Genomic DNA, 15,439 nt, shown 5'->3' on the forward strand with positions numbered 1-15,439 from the left:
CAGCTGTTGTTGGTACTCGCCGGAGCGGCTCCTGCCGCTCCGGCATTACGCTTGGTGGTCAGCGTCTTGATCACCGGCGCACCCGTTTGGAGAGATTCCCATGCCCAGCGTGATGATCCGCCGTAACCCACAGGGTCAGCTGACCTTCTACGTGCCGAAAAAGGATCTGGAAGAAATCATCGTTTCCATGGAGCACGATTCGCCGGAGCAATGGGGCGGTGAAGTGACCCTGGCCGATGGTTCGATCTATTTTCTCGAGCCTGTCCCCGAGCCGCATCTGCCCATTACGCTCCGCGCCAAGCGAGTCAGCGAAGCCTGAATGTAGAAGGTGCAACGCACTTAGGAGGGATCGCACATGTCTCGCCCTTCCGCGGCCACCCGATCAACCCACCGGCAGGCGCGTCTGCCTGCCCACCTGGCATTGCGCATCGCCCTGGCAGCACGCGCGTTGCGTGACGTCGATACCGCCAGGCTGCTACGTGCAGTCATCGCGGCGGTTGGTGAGCCCATAACCGAAACGCGCCTGGCCAAGCTACGCGCGTCGAGACTCAGGGCTCGGCTGCTCGACGCCGCCGGCGAAGACTTGCCCCTCGCGCTGACCGAGCGACAGCTGCAGAGTGCCCTCGGACTGCTAAAGGGGAGGGGGGTCAGCATGCCCGAGGCGCCCCTGCCCACCCCTGTACCCTATCGTGATGGCGAGTTGCCCGACTCGGTGAGGATTGCCTGCTCATCCGACAATGGCGAGAGCCTCGATGGGATCTTCAGCACTTGCGCACGCTTTCTGATCTACCAGATATCTCCTCGCGAAAGCCGGCTCATCGACATCCGCGAGCCTGGGCCCTGTCCCGAGGATGGCGATCGCCACGGTTGCCGGGCGCTGCTGATTGCCGACTGCCAACTGCTCTATACGCTGAGCATCGGCGGGCCTGCCGCCGCCAAGGTCATTCGTGCGGGTGTGCACCCAGTCAAACTTCCTGCACCGCTTTTTGCCCGCGAGATCGTCGGCGAGTTGCAGCGCGTACTCGCCACCGCCCCGCCGCCCTGGCTGGCCAAGGCCATGGGCGTCAAGCCAGACGAGCGTGTCCGTTTCACCAGTAATCACTGCTCATGAGGAACCGCCATGATCAACCAAGCGCAACTCGATGAAGTCATCCGTACGGTCGAGCAGGCGTCCCTGGACGAGACATTGCTGACCAGGCTTCGTGCCGCCTACCCAGGTGTCCACTTCAACACCTGCATGGACGACGATGTGTCGGTCAACGCCAAGCCCTACGCGGAGCGAGCCGGGTTCAACGTCTATCTGGTCAACTCCGCCAACCATTGCTCGACACTGACCAATGACCCCGACATCGCGTCAGGGGTGGTCCTGGCCGAAATCATCGAGGATTGAGGTACCATGCAAGATCGAGGCGAGGATACCACCCCGGTAGGCGATTGCCGCAAATGCGCGTACCGGATCAACCTGCTGCTGGCGGGGCGCTGTACGCCGGCCGATAGCTGTGTCCGGGTAGAAAGCGGCAGGCAGATCGACCGATTCTTCCGTAACAATCCTCAGCTCGCCGTTCAGTACCTGGCCGATCCGTTCTGGGAACGCCGCGCGATCGCCGTGCGCTACGCTCCGGTCGATACCTTGACGGCGCTGATCCGCGACCCCGACGAGGTGGTCCGGCGCGCCGTCGCCTACCGGTTGCCCCGTGAGCAACTGTCACCGCTGATGTTCGATGAGGATCGCGAGGTGCGGATCACCGTTGCCGATCGGCTGCCGCTCGAGCAGCTTGAACAGATGGCAAGCGACCGTGACTATCTGGTGCGCGCCTACGTGGTCCAGCGCATCGCGCCGGGACGCTTGTTCCGCTTCATGCGCGATGAGGATCGCCAGGTCCGCAAATTCGTTGCCAAGCGGCTGCCCGAGGAAAGCCTCGGCCTCATGGCGCATGACCCAGAGCCCGAAATCCGCCGCATTGTCGCTTCCAGGCTGCAGGGCGAGGACGTTGTGCAGCTCTTGACCGATCCGGACTGGACGGTGCGCCTGGCCGCCGTGGAAAACGCGCCGCTAGAGGCCATCACGCGGCTGGACGACCCAGACCCCGAGGTGCGCCGGGCCATTGAGGAGCGACTCGCGCTCGGCTGAGCCCAGAGAGGTTTCACAAGGCCGCCTGCGGGCGGCTTTTTGCTGCGTGGATATCGCGGCGTCCCTCGCCCTTGCGCAAGTCCATGTCCTAAAGCTGACAGGGCGAGCGCTTTACGACAATCCGTTCGGTTAGAAAGGCCTTTTAAATCAATGTATTGGTCGATGGTATAGGCCTTGCAGCTGCTCATCGTATGCGACACCGACGAACGAGAGGGGTACGCGATGAAAGCCAAGGAAATTGCCGAGCTGATGGACGAGCCGGCCTGCGAACACAACAAGAAGGAGAAATCCGGTTGTGCCAAGCCCAAGCCCGGCGCCACTGACGGCGGTTGCGCCTTCGACGGTGCGCAGATCGCCTTGCTGCCTATTGCAGACGTCGCCCATATCGTTCACGGGCCCATCGCCTGCGCCGGTAGCTCCTGGGACAACCGCGGCACTCGTTCCAGCGGGCCGGAGTTGTACCGGATCGGGATGACCACCGATCTCACCGAACAGGACGTGATCATGGGGCAGGCCGAAAAACGTCTGTTTCATGCCATCAAGCAGGCAATTGCGTCCTATTCGCCGCCCGCGGTATTTGTCTACAACACCTGCGTGCCGGCGCTGATTGGCGACGATATCGATGCCATCTGCAAGGCGGCCAGCGAACACTTCGATACGCCTGTGGTGCCGGTGGACGCTGCCGGCTTCTACGGGACCAAGAACCTGGGTAACCGCATTGCCGGCGACGCCATGGTCAAGCATGTGATAGGTACCCGCGACCCTGATCCGCTGCCGTCGAGCAGCGAGCGAGAAGGCATTCGCGTGCATGACGTCAACCTGATCGGCGAATACAACATCGCTGGCGAGTTCTGGCACGTCCTGCCACTGCTTGACGAGCTGGGCCTGCGAGTGCTCTGCACACTCTCCGGGGATGCGCGGTTCCGCGAGGTGCAGTCCATGCACGCCGCCGAGGTGAACATGATGGTGTGTTCCAAGGCCATGCTGAACGTCGCGCGCAAGTTGCAGGAGCGCTTCGGCACGCCCTGGTTCGAGGGCAGCTTCTACGGCATCACAGATACCTCCCAGTCGCTCCGGGATTTCGCCCGGCTGATCGGTGACGACGACCTGACCACGCGCACCGAGGCGTTGATCGAACGAGAGGAAAGCCGTATCCGGCAGGCGCTCGAGCCGTGGCGCGAGCGCCTCCAGGGCAAGCGCGTACTGCTCTATACCGGGGGGGTGAAATCCTGGTCAGTGATCTCCGCCCTGCAGGATCTGGGCATGAAGGTGGTGGCCACCGGTACCAAGAAGTCGACCGAGGAAGACAAGGCGCGCATCCGCGAACTGATGGGCGACGACGTCAAGATGCTCGACGAGGGTAATCCGCGGGTGCTGCTGAAGACCGTAGAGGAGTACCGCGCCGACATCCTCATCGCGGGGGGGCGCAACATGTACACCGCGCTCAAGGGACGGATTCCCTTTCTCGATATCAACCAGGAGCGGGAATTCGGCTACGCCGGCTATGACGGCATGCTCGAGCTGGTGCGCCAGCTTTGCCTGACGCTGGAGAGCCCGGTGTGGGAAGCCGTGCGCCGGCCGGCGCCCTGGGAGGTCAGGGCCGACGCCTCGGTCGCCCATCCGCTGCAAGCTGCCCGGGGTTGAGGAGACGCGCATGGCCGAGATACTCAATCGCAAGAAGGCTCTGGCTGTCAGCCCGCTGAAGGCCAGCCAGACCATGGGGGGTGCGCTGGCCTTTCTGGGCATGCGCCGGGCGATGCCGCTGATGCATGGTTCAGCGGGCTGCACGGCCTTTGCCAAGGTGTTCTTCGTGCGTCACTTCCGCGAGCCCGTGCCGCTGCAGACCACTGCCATGGACCAGGTGAGTTCGGTGATGGGCGCCGATGACAATATTGTCGAGGCGCTCAAGACCATCTGTGAAAAGCAGGAGCCGGCAGTGATCGGGCTGGTCAGCACCGGACTGGCCGAGACCCAGGGATGCGACATGGCCCGGGCGATCCACGATTTTCGCCGGGAGTACGACGAGTTCGACCACGTGGCCATCGTCCCGGTCCACACCCCGGATTTCTCCGGCAGTTTCGAGAGCGGCTTCGCCACCACGGTCAAGGCGATCATCGACACGCTGGTGCCTGAGGATCGTACCCGTGTCGGCCAGCGCCCTCGCCAGGTCAATGTCCTCTGTGGCGCCAACCTCACCCCCGGCGACCTGGAGTTCATCGCCGAAAGTATCGAGAGCTTCGGCCTCAGGCCCTTGCTCATCCCTGACCTGTCCGGATCGCTCGACGGGCATCTGGATGACGCCCGGTTCAACCCTCTCACCACCGGCGGCCTGGAGGTTGAAGAGTTGCGCTGTGCCGGCCAGAGCGCGGCTACCCTGGTGGTTGGTCAGAGCCTGGCGGCGGCGGCTGACGCCCTGGCGGCGCGTACCGGTGTACCCGACCGTCGTTTTGGCCTGCTGATCGGCCTCGATGCGGTGGACGCCTGGATGATGGCGCTGGCGGAAATCAGCGGCCAGGCGGTCCCCGAGCGCTGGCAGCGTCAGCGTCGGCAACTGCAGGACGCCATGCTCGACACGCACTTCATGCTCGGCGATTCGCGGGTCGCGATTGCGGCGGATCCCGATCTGCTGCTGGGGTTCGACAGCCTGTTGCGAGGCATGGGCGCGAAAACCGTCGCCGCGGTGGTGCCCGCCCGCGCCACGTCGCTCGCCGAGTCGCCGCTCGACTGCATACAGATTGGCGATCTCGAGGATCTGGAAGCCGCCGCGGGGACCGGCCAGGCACAACTGATACTGGGCAACAGCCACGCCCTGGCCTGTGCCCAGCGCATGGGTGTTCCGCTGCTGCGCATGGGCTTTCCCCAATACGACCTGCTCGGCGGTTTCCAGCGCTGCTGGTGCGGGTACCGCGCCACCAGGCAGGCACTGTTCGACATGGCCAACCTGCTGGTCGAGCACCACCAGGGTATCCAGGCCTATCACTCGATCTATGCGCAGAAGCCGGTTGATGAACAGCCGCTACGGAGGCACTAGTCAATGCCCAGCCCGACCCGACAACTTCAGGTCATGGCCGACGGCGACGACGGCACGCTGCTGAAAGTCGCCTTCGCAAGCTCGGACCGCGAATCGGTGGACCAGCATTTCGGTTCGTCCCGGTCCTTTTCGATCTATGGCGTGAATCCCGAGCGTGCCCTGCTGCTATCGGTCATCGAGTTTGGTGAGCTCGACCAGGACGGCGATGAAGACAAGCTGGCTCACAAGCTCGCGCTGCTTGAAGGCTGCATCGCCGTGTACTGCCGCGCCTGTGGCGCCTCGGCGGTGCGCCAGCTGCTGGCCATCGGGGTGCAGCCGGTGAAGGTGGTCGAGGCCGTGCGGATCGATGAGCTGATCGAGACCCTCCAGGCCGAGCTCAACGAGGGCCCGTCGACCTGGCTAGCCAAGGCGATCAGGCGCAGCCAGGGTCCCGACAGCCGTCGTTTCGACAGCATGGCTTCCGACTGCTGGGAAGAGTGACGCCTCGACTGCCAGCTACTCAGACATCCACAAATTCTCAACGAGGGCTACGACATGTACGAAGAGCAAATCCAACAGGTTGTCCAGGATGACGACAAGGCCCTTCAGGATCCGATCGTCCGGCAGATGATCATCCAGCTGCGGGCCATGGATGGCTATGGCACCTACGACACCTGGAGCGATGCCAAGGTGCTGGATCCCCTGGTGTTGACCAAGGAGCGCCGTCGCGCCATCCCCGTTGTGGGCGACCCGGACGAGACCACCCTGTCGCGCGTCAAGGCCTTCTACAACGCGCTGGCGCAACTGATCGAGCGGGAAACCGGGCTGATGGCGGTGCCGGTGATCAACATTGGTCACGAAGGCTTCGGTCGCGCCCTGATCGTGGTCGGCAAGCTGGTCGCCCTGGACAAGACCTTGCGTGACGTCCATCGCTTCGGCTTCGAGTCGCTCGAGGCCATGAGCGCAGAGGCGCAGAAACTGATGGGCAAGGCCACTGCATTGGTCAACGAGCATCGTCTCGTCGCAGAGATCTGAGGCAAGAGGGGGGAATCATGAGCGAAGACGAACTGAAGGCACTGAAAAAGGACGTCAGCCAGAAGAAGCGCATTGCCACCGAGTGGGCATCGCAGATTCATGACCTTGTGGAGGATCGTCTCCTGACTGATTACGACACCCTGCCGGAGCTGGCGCGCCAGACCCACCAGGCCTGCCGCGACTGGGCCAGCGCCAAGGCACGGCTGGAAGAAGCGGGGGGCGCCTGACGGGCACTGGCCTGGCGAGGCGACAGGATCAAAGAGAGCGGGCTTCAAGCCCGCCGACACATACCGTTAGCGCTGCGCCACGCCGTAGGTGGTGCGAAGGAGAAAACCCATGGCCAATGCCAAGATAACCGGGCTTACCCGAGGGGGAGCCGAATGGATCCCCGAATTCGTCACCGCGCTGGATCCGCAGAGCTGCATCGGCTGCGGTCGCTGCTACAAGGTCTGTCCGCGTGACGTCTTCACCCTGGTGGAGCGCGCGAGCCTCATCGACCCGGACGAAGATGATTTCTACGACGAGGACGACGAAATGATGGTGATGACCATCAAGGATGACGGACTTGACTGCATCGGATGTGTGTCCTGCGCCAGGGTCTGCCCCAAGCAGTGCCACACCCATGAAGCCCTGGCGGGCTGAGGAGAACATCATGGCCAAGCCCGAATTTCATATCTTCGTCTGCGGTCAGCATCGTCCGGAGGGTCACCCACGGGGCAGCTGTGGTGCCAAGGGCGCCGACCGGCTGTTTGACGCCTTTGCCCAGGTGCTGATCCAGAACAACCTGAACAACCGGGTGGCACTGACCCGCACGGGCTGCATCGGCCCCTGCCAGGCCGGCGCCAACGTGCTGATCTATCCTGGCTCACAGATGTACAGCTGGGTGGAGAACGAGGATGCAGTGGCCATCGTCAAGAGCATGCTTGCCGGTGAGATCTTTGCCGACAAAGCCACGCCTGCGGAGCTCTGGTAACAGCCATGGCAGAAGTGCTGCTGTTCGATTCGGGGCGTGCGTTCTTTTCCGGTGACACACCGGCGGCGCTGCGCTATCTGTTGAATAACGCCCTGTGTGCCGAAACCCCCGAGTCGGTGGAGGCGTTGCTGCTGGAGGCCAGGGAGCGGTGGCCGGAGCAGCCTGATGCGCATATCGGGCTCTACAAGTTCTACTTTGTGGCCAAGCGCTACCCTGAAGCGGAGGCGGCGGTCTGGCAGGCGATGCGATCGGCGGCTCGCGTGGGCGGATTCGAGCGGAACTACCGGCGGCTGGGACCCGGGTCGGCCGACTGGAGCAGGCGGCAGGGTGCAGAACGGCTTTTTCTGTTCAGCCTCAAGGCCCTTGGTGTGATCCGGTTGCGTCGGGAAAAGGTCCTTCAAGCGCGCAGCGTGCTTGAAAAATTGCACGAGCTCGATCCGTCCGATGAGATTGGCGGTGGCGCCTTCCTCTACATCGCCCGTTCGTTTTTCGAGGATGCAGCCTGATGCGCTCGACACTGCAAGTGCGTCTCGAGCAGACGCAGGGACTCATGGAAGAACTCTGGGACGAAATGGATGCCTGCCTGCGGCAGGCCGGGCTCAGTTCCCCGTTGCCGGATCGGATCGAACCTACGCGGAGCGAGTTGCGCGAAGATCCCTTCGATCACAGCCTCGGGCTGTATCTCGAGTGGCGCAGCGGATCGGGCGGGTTGCTGGGAACGGTGCTGGTCTATGCCAGCGACATGCTCTTCGCGGAATTCGACGTGCTCGCGGCGCACCCGGGCAAGGCCGGGTGGGTGGTCGAGGCGGTGACCGCATGGGGCAACCCCGGCGCCTTGAAAAGCGAGCTTCGTTTGCTACCGGCGCTCGCCGAATGACGCCGCTGTACGACTGGCTGCTGGCCGAGGCCAGCTCGGTTGCCCCTGTCGATGAGGTAACCATGGGGCTCTCCTGGACCTCGGCGGTTGTGGCAGGGCGTATGGGCTTTGCCTTCAGTCCGAGTCAGGCACCCCGGACGCTGCCCTGGTCTGGGACGCTCAGGGGGCAGGGCAGCGACAGGCTGCGGCCCTGGCTCCTCTCTTGGAACGAAGCCGAGGCTGCCGTGGGGTTGGCGGTCTTCAATGCCAGCCACCGCATGGCGGGCTGTCTCGACGAGGCGCGCGCGCTGCAGCTGGACGTACCCGGACAGTTGGCGGTTTTCGCCCATTTCCGCTCGCGCCTGCAGGGCAGAAGGGTGGTAGTCATAGGCCGGTACCCTGGCCTGGACAGGCTGTGGCATGACCTGCCCTATTCCTGCCTGGAACGCCGTCCGGGGGAACAGGATTTGCCTGACACGGCAGCCGAGTACCTGCTTCCCCAGGCCGACTGGGTGTTTCTCACTGCCAGCAGCCTGCTGAACAAGACATTGCCCCGGCTCCTCGAACTGTCCGCCCATGCTCAGGTGGTACTGATGGGGCCGAGCCTGCCTTGGCTTGCCGGTTGGCAAGCCTATGGCGTCGATTACCTGGCCGGCGTCCGCGTACTCGATCCCGTTGCGGCGCGCCAGGTTATTGCCGAGGGCGGTGGAACACGACTGTTCCAAGGCCCTGTCGAATATGCCTTGCTGGAGTTCACGGCATGACCCGTAACGATCCGGCGGCCGCCTGGCGCGTGCTGCTTTGTCACAAACATCCTGTCAGTGCGCGCCTGCACTTTCTGGTGCCGGAGCAAGGCGGTGTCCTGCTGCCACGGGCGTTACCGCGCTTGGCGGTCGTGTCGGAATCCGAACAGGGGCCGGTCGTCCAGAGCCACCCTGCGATGGCCCTGCGTGAATTGCAGGGAATGCTTGGGGTCAACGTCGACCTGGAATGGGTCGACGCCTTTCACCTGCATATGGAAACGCCGGGGGAACTCGTTGCCATCTACCTGGCGGCATTACCTGGCTACGATCTTGTCGAACCGCCGCCGCGGACCCGCTGGATTCAGCTGCCGCAGAGCGTTGGCATGCCCTGGCTCGACCGGGAAGTCCTGCGCCGGGCCTATGAGGTGCTGATCGGCTGAGTCAGGTCGGAAGCCGGCACGTCTGTGGCGGCTCCCGCAGTGGATCAGGCGCGCAGCAAAGCCTTGATCAGGCGCTCTGACAGCTGGTCCTCGGTGAACTGAGGCTCGTTCGGCGGATAGAGCGAGTCCTCCTGGATCTCGAATCCCTGGTCACGGGCGAGACCGATCATCTCCCGTACCTTCTGGCACGCTTTCAGTTGCTCACCCAGGGCTTCATCGGCGCGGGCCTTTTCCGAAAAGGCTTTGATTTCTTTAATGGACATGCGGCTGGTCTCTATCTGTTAGGGAATGCCGGGCCGGAGGACATCCGCAGGCTCTCGGATAACGCAGGAGGACGCTGGGCATAGCTTCGCCGTCCCGCTTGCCTGCCTGGGTCATCCCGTTCCGTGCGTACCGCCTCGTTAGGCCTGGCCAAGCCTACGTGCAACCTCGGTGCCAATAAAAAAGCTTAACTATCAACTAGTTAGATAGAATCTAATTGTTCGGAAGCCGACAAATGCCCGACTGGAGGTACAAAGCTGACAGGCGGTCAGGCCCCTTGCACCTAGGAGAAGGGCAAAGGGACCTCGTCAATTAGCGAGTCGTCCGGGCTGGACAGGCCGAGCGCCTGACTTTGTCGCCGCGGTCGGGCCCCGACTTTGTACTAAAGGCGACATTGAACCCAGGCAGGTCTCGTTCATGACAGCTACTACAGCCAGTGGATAGTCCCAACCCGTTGATCTCCGGGCGGTTTGTCATGAAGGGAGGGTGTGGCATGGCGGTTGCACCAGCCTAGTCACAGGTTGCTCAGCAGCCACCAGCCTAGGAGACATGCCGATGATTACCCTGACAGACAGTGCAATGGCGGCCGTCAACCGCTTCATGACCAGCCTGGACAAGCCGGTCGCAGGCTTGCGGATCCGGGTCGAGGGCGGCGGCTGCTCCGGCCTCAAGTACAGCCTCAAGCTTGAAGAAGCCGGCAGCGATGGCGACCAGTCTGTCGACTGCGGCGGGATCACCCTGCTGGTGGATGAGACCAGCGCTCCCCTGCTGACCGGCGTGACCATGGACTTCGTCGAAAGCATGGAAGGCAGCGGCTTCACCTTTACCAACCCTAACGCCAGCAACAGCTGCGGCTGCGGCAAGTCCTTCGCCTGCTAGCACCCTGAGGTTGCCGGAGCGCCCGGCACCCCCTTCAGACTTATCGGGAGACAAGCCGTCATGTGGGATTACTCGGAAAAAGTTAAGGAACATTTCTACAACCCCAAGAACGCTGGGGCAGTGGAGGAGGCCAATGCCGTCGGCGACGTGGGCTCGCTGAGCTGCGGCGATGCGTTGCGGCTGACCCTTAAAGTCGACCCGGCCACCGACATCATTCTCGACGCGGGTTTCCAGACCTTTGGCTGTGGCTCGGCCATCGCGTCGTCTTCGGCACTGACCGAGATGGTCAAGGGGCTTACTGTCGATGAGGCGCTGAAGATCAGTAATCAGGATATTGCCGACTTTCTCGACGGCCTGCCTCCGGAAAAGATGCACTGCTCGGTCATGGGACGTGAAGCGCTGCAGGCCGCCGTGGCCAACTACCGTGGCGAAGAGATCGAAGACGATCACGAAGAGGGCGCGCTGATCTGCAAGTGCTTCGCCATCGACGACGTGATGGTTCGCGAGACCATACGCGCCAACCGGCTGTCCAGCATCGAAGATGTGACCAACTTCACCAAGGCGGGTGGCGGCTGTTCGGCCTGCCACGAGAAGATCGAAGAAGTGCTCACCGAGGAGCTGGCCGCGCGCGGCGAGATCTTTGTCCCTGCTGGCACTAAGGCCAAGGCGGCAAAGAAGAAGATCGTGCCGCTTGATGCGTCCGCTCCTGCCGCGTCGGCGCCCGAGGCTGCGCCCGCGCCAGCTGTCGCCGCTGCGCCGAAGATGACCAACCTGCAGCGTATCCGCCGCATCGAAACCGTGCTCGAGTCGATCAGGCCAACCCTGCAGCGCGACAACGGTGACGTCGAGCTGCTGGATGTCGATGGCAAGAACGTCTACGTCAAGCTGACCGGTGCCTGCACCGGGTGCCAGATGGCCAGCATGACCCTCAGCGGTATCCAGCAACGGCTCATCGAGGAGCTCGGTGAATTCGTCAAGGTCATTCCGGTGAGCTCTCCAGCCCACGCACAACTCGCAGGGGTGTGACATGCTGAACGTATATCTCGACAACAACGCCACCACCCGCGTCGATGACGAAGTCGTCGAGGCCATGCTTCCTTTCTTCACCGAGCAGTTCGGCAACCCCTCCTCGCTGCACAGCTTTGGCAGCAAGGTTGGCGGTGCTTTGAAGAAGGCCCGCCAGAGTGTGCAGAAACTGCTCGGTGCCGAGCATGACTCCGAGATCATCTTTACCTCCTGCGGCACCGAGGCGGACTCGACCGCGATCCTCTCGGCGCTCAAGGCTCAACCTGAGCGCAAGACGGTGATCACCACCACGGTCGAGCATCCGGCCGTGCTGACCCTCTGCGATTATCTCGCGGGCGAGGGTTACACCATCCACAAGCTGGAAGTGGACAAGAAGGGCCGACTCGACCTGGAAGCCTATGCCGCCCTGCTGACCGACGACGTGGCACTGGTGTCGGTGATGTGGGCGAACAACGAGACCGGCACGCTGTTCCCGGTGGAAGAGATGGCGCGGATGGCCGATGAGGCCGGTATCCAGTTCCATACCGACGCGGTGCAGGCGGTGGGCAAGGTGCCGATCGATCTGAAGAACAGCTCGATTCATATGCTTTCGCTGTCGGGCCACAAGTTGCACGCGCCCAAGGGCATCGGCGTGCTCTACCTGCGCCGGGGTACGCGCTTCCGTCCGCTGCTGCGCGGTGGTCACCAGGAGCGCGGTCGTCGTGCCGGTACCGAGAATGCCGCCTCTGTCGTCGGCCTCGGTGTGGCTTGCGAGCGCGCGATGCAGTTCATGGAACATGAGAACACCGAGGTCAAGCGCCTGCGTGACAAGCTCGAAGCCGGCATCCTCGCCGCCGTGCCTTACGCCTTCGTGACCGGTGACCCCGACAACCGCCTGCCGAACACGGCGAACATTGCCTTCGAATACATCGAAGGCGAGGCCATCCTGCTGCTGCTGAACAAGGTGGGCATTGCCGCCTCCAGCGGGTCGGCCTGCACCTCCGGTTCGCTCGAGCCTTCCCACGTGATGCGGGCCATGGACATTCCCTACACCGCCGCTCACGGCACGGTTCGCTTCTCGCTGTCGCGCTACACCACCGAAGAAGAGGTCGACCACGTGATCCGCGAAGTGCCGCCGATCGTCGCGCAGCTGCGCAAGATGTCGCCGTACTGGAAAGGCGACGGCCCCGTCGAGGAGCCTGGCAAGGAGTTCGCCCCGGTCTACGCCTGAGTCTCTCCAACCCGCATGGGGGATCAAACATGAGCACGGTGACCATCGACGACACGACCCTGCGCGACGGCGAACAGAGTGCCGGCGTCGCCTTCAACGCGGATGAAAAGATCGCCATCGCTCGTGCCCTGGCGGCGCTGGGCGTGCCGGAGCTGGAGATCGGTATTCCCAGCATGGGGGACGAAGAGCAGGAGGTGATGCGCGCCATCGCCTCGCTGAAACTCCCCTCGCGACTCCTGGCCTGGTGTCGTCTGTGTGACATCGATCTGCAGGCGGCACGGGCTTCAGGGGCACACATGCTGGACCTCTCGCTGCCGGTGTCGGATCTGATGCTGCGCCACAAGCTGGCCAAGGATCGCGACTGGGCCCTGCTCGAAGTGGCGCGCTTGGTCAGCGAGGCGCGCATGGCGGGCTTCGAGGTGTGCCTGGGCTGCGAGGATGCCTCGCGGGCCGACCTGGAGTTTGTCGTGCGGGTGGCGGAAGTGGCCCAGGCGGCCGGGGCACGCCGCCTGCGCTTCGCCGACACGGTGGGCATCATGGAACCGTTCGCCATGTTCGACCGGTTCAGCTTCTTGCGCCAGCGTCTGGACATGGAGCTGGAAGTCCATGCCCACGACGATTTCGGTCTCGCCACGGCCAATACCTTGGCTGCGGTGAAGGGGGGCGCCAGCCATATCAATACCACGGTCAACGGGCTCGGCGAGCGAGCCGGCAACGCGCCGCTGGAAGAATGCGTCCTGGCCCTGAAGCAACTCCACGGCATCGACACCGGCATCGATACGCTGGGTATTCCGGCCATCTCGGCTCTGGTGGAAAAAGCCTCGGGCCGCCAGGTGGCCTGGCAGAAAAGCGTTGTCGGGGCGGGTGTTTTCACCCACGAGGCGGGCATCCACGTCGATGGCTTGCTCAAGTACCGCGGCAACTACGAAGGCCTCAATCCCGATGAGGTCGGGCGCAGTCACAGCCTCGTCCTGGGCAAGCACTCGGGTGCGCATATGGTGCGATCGAGCTACCTGGCGCTGGGGATCGAGCTGGACGAGGTGCAGAGCCAGCTACTGCTGGGCCGTATTCGTCTCTTTTCGACCTGTAACAAGCGCAGTCCGCAGTCCGCCGATTTGCAGGATTTCTACCGCCAGTTGTGCGAGCAGACCTCGCCCCACGCGCTGGCTGCAGGAGGTATTGCATGAGTCTTCTATCGGAATGGCGTGACGACATCCGCTGCGTGTTCGAGCGTGACCCAGCGGCAAGGACCACCTTCGAGGTGCTGACCACCTACCCGGGCGTGCATGCAATCCTCCTCTATCGCCTGAGTAACCGGCTCTGGCGGCGGCAATGGCGCTACGCCGCCCGGTTGCTGTCCTTCATCGCGCGCCTGGTGAGCAATGTCGACATCCACCCCGGGGCAACGATCGGACCGCGTTTCTTTATCGATCACGGTGCCTGCGTGGTGATCGGCGAAACCGCCGAGGTCGGGCGGGACGTGACCCTTTACCACGGGGTAACGTTGGGCGGCACCAGCTGGCGCAAGGGCAAGCGCCACCCGACGCTGGGTGACGGCGTTCTGGTCGGCGCGGGGGCCAAGGTGCTCGGACCTATCACAGTAGGCAACAACGCACGGGTCGGGGCCAATTCCGTGGTGGTGGCCGATGTGCCGGACAGCTGCACGGTGGTGGGCATTCCCGGCAAGGTGGTCAAGCTGCGGGAGGCCGGCACGGTCAACCCCTATGGCATCGACCTCGATCATCACCTGATCCCCGATCCCGTAGGCAAGGCCATCGCCTGCCTGCTCGATCGCATCGACGGTCTGGAAAAGAAGCTGGAGGCGGGTGGCCTGGTCCCGGCCGGTAGCCAGCAACAGTACTTTCTCGGCTGCAGCGTCGACAACAGCATCTGTGAAACCGACTGCTCGGGCGGAGCCGCTTCCTCAGGCTCAGTCGAACCGCGGCGTGTCGGCAACCTGCTGGACTGAGGAGACCGGACATGGATCTACAGGATTTCGACGGCAGCGGCCTCTATTTCGATGAGCCTCTGGCTCCCGAGGTGGCCGCCTGCCTCGATACTGCCAGCGACCAGTACAGCCAGGGTACCGCAGAAGCGCCACTGCTCCAGGCGCAGGCCCTTGCACCTGAAAACCTCACGGTACTGGTCGGGCTGTATCGCTTTTACTACTACCAGCACCGTTACGCCGATGCACTTGGCGTCGCGCAGCGAGTGATGGACATCGTCGCCCCGCGGATCGGCTTGCCGCCGTACTGGGGAGACATCACCGGTGATCATCTGGTGGATGCGGCCGAGCGCGGCTTCGGCCTGTTGCGCTTCTATCTGCTGGCGCTCAAGGGCGGGGGCTACCTGAGCCTGCGCATGGGCCGCTTCGAACAGGGCAAGACCATGCTGTTGAAAGTGGTCGAGCTGGACGCGGACAACCGGCTCGGTGCCAGGTTGCTTCTAGAAGTGCTGGCGGGCCACAACGCGCAAATCTTTACCTTCCCAACTGCGGCTACCGCGGAGATACGACCATGACCGTACAACGCTTTTCCCCGGAATCCGACCTGTCTCTGGATGACGCCATGGAGGATCTGGTCTCGGCCGAGGACTTTCTCGAGTTCTTCGATGTGCCGTTCGACCAGACCGTGGTGCATATCAATCGGCTCCACATCATGCAGCGGTACCACGACTATCTGAGCCAGGCGCCTGACCTTGAAGAGCTCGCCGACGAGCCGCGCGCCGCGGTCTACCGACAACTGCTGGTGCGCGCCTACAGCGACTTCGTCAACTCCGACGCGCAAACGGAAAAGGTCCTGAAGGTGTTCAAGCGCAATGATCCGCAGAGCACCTTCGTGCCCCTTGACCAACTGCTTGGCTGAGCGGGAGGTAA

General features: G+C 63.3%; 23 protein-coding genes. 22 read left to right on the plus strand and 1 reads right to left on the minus strand.

The window, feature by feature from the left end; genetic code table 11:
- The first annotated feature begins 100 nt into the window (after positions 1–100).
- From nifT to ACFOMF_RS11280, 15 genes are all read left to right on the plus strand, one after another.
- Positions 101–319 (plus strand): putative nitrogen fixation protein NifT, encoded by a 219-nt coding sequence (gene nifT / locus ACFOMF_RS11210; RefSeq protein ID WP_386364795.1) that lies wholly within the window; start codon positions 101–103, stop codon positions 317–319.
- Positions 320–355: 36 nt separating this feature from the next.
- A complete protein-coding gene (locus tag ACFOMF_RS11215; protein ID WP_386364797.1) occupies positions 356–1,111 on the plus strand; it encodes a dinitrogenase iron-molybdenum cofactor N-terminal domain-containing protein in 756 nt (251 codons plus the stop codon).
- Positions 1,112–1,120: 9 nt separating this feature from the next.
- Positions 1,121–1,390, plus strand: a complete 270-nt coding sequence (locus ACFOMF_RS11220) for a DUF6129 family protein (protein ID WP_386364799.1) — start codon at positions 1,121–1,123, stop codon at positions 1,388–1,390.
- Between the two features lie 6 nt (positions 1,391–1,396).
- The gene (locus ACFOMF_RS11225) at positions 1,397–2,131 is read left to right on the plus strand and encodes a 4Fe4S-binding leucine-rich repeat protein (RefSeq protein WP_386364801.1); all 735 of its coding nucleotides are present in this window, start codon (positions 1,397–1,399) and stop codon (positions 2,129–2,131) included.
- Between the two features lie 222 nt (positions 2,132–2,353).
- Entirely contained in the window at positions 2,354–3,775 is a 1,422-nt protein-coding gene (gene nifE, locus ACFOMF_RS11230; protein ID WP_386365818.1) for a nitrogenase iron-molybdenum cofactor biosynthesis protein NifE, read from the plus strand.
- Between the two features lie 10 nt (positions 3,776–3,785).
- The gene (gene nifN / locus ACFOMF_RS11235) at positions 3,786–5,162 is read left to right on the plus strand and encodes a nitrogenase iron-molybdenum cofactor biosynthesis protein NifN (protein ID WP_386364803.1); all 1,377 of its coding nucleotides are present in this window, start codon (positions 3,786–3,788) and stop codon (positions 5,160–5,162) included.
- A 3-nt stretch (positions 5,163–5,165) separates the two neighbouring features.
- Positions 5,166–5,642 (plus strand): NifB/NifX family molybdenum-iron cluster-binding protein, encoded by a 477-nt coding sequence (locus ACFOMF_RS11240; RefSeq protein WP_386364805.1) that lies wholly within the window; start codon positions 5,166–5,168, stop codon positions 5,640–5,642.
- A 54-nt stretch (positions 5,643–5,696) separates the two neighbouring features.
- Positions 5,697–6,176 carry a NifX-associated nitrogen fixation protein gene (locus ACFOMF_RS11245; protein WP_386364807.1) on the plus strand — a complete coding sequence of 160 codons (480 nt, stop codon included), beginning with the start codon at positions 5,697–5,699 and terminating at the stop codon, positions 6,174–6,176.
- A 17-nt stretch (positions 6,177–6,193) separates the two neighbouring features.
- The gene (locus ACFOMF_RS11250; protein ID WP_386364809.1) at positions 6,194–6,403 is read left to right on the plus strand and encodes a CCE_0567 family metalloprotein; all 210 of its coding nucleotides are present in this window, start codon (positions 6,194–6,196) and stop codon (positions 6,401–6,403) included.
- A gap of 109 nt (positions 6,404–6,512) precedes the next feature.
- Positions 6,513–6,818, plus strand: coding sequence for a ferredoxin III, nif-specific (fdxB, locus tag ACFOMF_RS11255; protein WP_386364812.1), 306 nt, complete (start codon positions 6,513–6,515; stop codon positions 6,816–6,818).
- A 10-nt stretch (positions 6,819–6,828) separates the two neighbouring features.
- Positions 6,829–7,149: a (2Fe-2S) ferredoxin domain-containing protein gene (locus ACFOMF_RS11260; RefSeq protein ID WP_386364814.1), complete on the plus strand. Its 321-nt coding sequence runs from the start codon at positions 6,829–6,831 to the stop codon at positions 7,147–7,149.
- 5 nt (positions 7,150–7,154) lie between these two features.
- Positions 7,155–7,655, plus strand: a complete 501-nt coding sequence (locus tag ACFOMF_RS11265; RefSeq protein WP_386364816.1) for a hypothetical protein — start codon at positions 7,155–7,157, stop codon at positions 7,653–7,655.
- Positions 7,655–8,026 carry a hypothetical protein gene (locus ACFOMF_RS11270; RefSeq protein WP_386364818.1) on the plus strand — a complete coding sequence of 124 codons (372 nt, stop codon included), beginning with the start codon at positions 7,655–7,657 and terminating at the stop codon, positions 8,024–8,026. Before ACFOMF_RS11265 ends, ACFOMF_RS11270 begins: the two co-directional genes overlap by 1 nt.
- Positions 8,023–8,769 carry a Rossmann-like domain-containing protein gene (locus ACFOMF_RS11275; RefSeq protein WP_386364820.1) on the plus strand — a complete coding sequence of 249 codons (747 nt, stop codon included), beginning with the start codon at positions 8,023–8,025 and terminating at the stop codon, positions 8,767–8,769. The genes ACFOMF_RS11270 and ACFOMF_RS11275 overlap by 4 nt, the downstream gene beginning before the upstream one ends.
- A complete protein-coding gene (locus tag ACFOMF_RS11280) occupies positions 8,766–9,188 on the plus strand; it encodes a hypothetical protein (protein ID WP_386364822.1) in 423 nt (140 codons plus the stop codon). The genes ACFOMF_RS11275 and ACFOMF_RS11280 overlap by 4 nt, the downstream gene beginning before the upstream one ends.
- A gap of 44 nt (positions 9,189–9,232) precedes the next feature.
- Here the strand turns inward: ACFOMF_RS11280 and ACFOMF_RS11285 are convergent, their stop codons facing one another.
- The gene (locus ACFOMF_RS11285; protein ID WP_386364824.1) at positions 9,233–9,451 is read right to left on the minus strand and encodes a Nif11-like leader peptide family natural product precursor; all 219 of its coding nucleotides are present in this window, start codon (positions 9,449–9,451) and stop codon (positions 9,233–9,235) included.
- A 553-nt stretch (positions 9,452–10,004) separates the two neighbouring features.
- Here ACFOMF_RS11285 and ACFOMF_RS11290 point away from each other — a divergent pair.
- The 7 genes from ACFOMF_RS11290 to nifW are packed head-to-tail and all read left to right on the plus strand — an operon-like array spanning position 10,005 to position 15,428.
- The gene (locus tag ACFOMF_RS11290; RefSeq protein ID WP_386364826.1) at positions 10,005–10,328 is read left to right on the plus strand and encodes a HesB/IscA family protein; all 324 of its coding nucleotides are present in this window, start codon (positions 10,005–10,007) and stop codon (positions 10,326–10,328) included.
- A gap of 60 nt (positions 10,329–10,388) precedes the next feature.
- Entirely contained in the window at positions 10,389–11,354 is a 966-nt protein-coding gene (gene nifU, locus ACFOMF_RS11295) for a Fe-S cluster assembly protein NifU (protein ID WP_386364828.1), read from the plus strand.
- A 1-nt stretch (position 11,355) separates the two neighbouring features.
- Complete coding sequence (gene nifS, locus ACFOMF_RS11300) at positions 11,356–12,564, plus strand: cysteine desulfurase NifS (protein WP_386364831.1); 1,209 nt, start codon at positions 11,356–11,358, stop codon at positions 12,562–12,564.
- Positions 12,565–12,593: 29 nt separating this feature from the next.
- The gene (nifV, locus tag ACFOMF_RS11305) at positions 12,594–13,751 is read left to right on the plus strand and encodes a homocitrate synthase (RefSeq protein ID WP_386364833.1); all 1,158 of its coding nucleotides are present in this window, start codon (positions 12,594–12,596) and stop codon (positions 13,749–13,751) included.
- Positions 13,748–14,533 (plus strand): serine O-acetyltransferase, encoded by a 786-nt coding sequence (gene cysE / locus ACFOMF_RS11310; RefSeq protein ID WP_386364835.1) that lies wholly within the window; start codon positions 13,748–13,750, stop codon positions 14,531–14,533. Before nifV ends, cysE begins: the two co-directional genes overlap by 4 nt.
- Positions 14,534–14,544: 11 nt before the next feature.
- Complete coding sequence (locus ACFOMF_RS11315) at positions 14,545–15,084, plus strand: hypothetical protein (protein WP_386364837.1); 540 nt, start codon at positions 14,545–14,547, stop codon at positions 15,082–15,084.
- Positions 15,081–15,428: a nitrogenase-stabilizing/protective protein NifW gene (gene nifW / locus ACFOMF_RS11320; protein WP_386364840.1), complete on the plus strand. Its 348-nt coding sequence runs from the start codon at positions 15,081–15,083 to the stop codon at positions 15,426–15,428. The genes ACFOMF_RS11315 and nifW overlap by 4 nt, the downstream gene beginning before the upstream one ends.
- The last annotated feature ends 11 nt before the right edge of the window (positions 15,429–15,439 follow it).

Source organism: Stutzerimonas tarimensis (assembly GCF_042648805.1).
GTDB lineage: Bacteria > Pseudomonadota > Gammaproteobacteria > Pseudomonadales > Pseudomonadaceae > Azomonas > Azomonas tarimensis.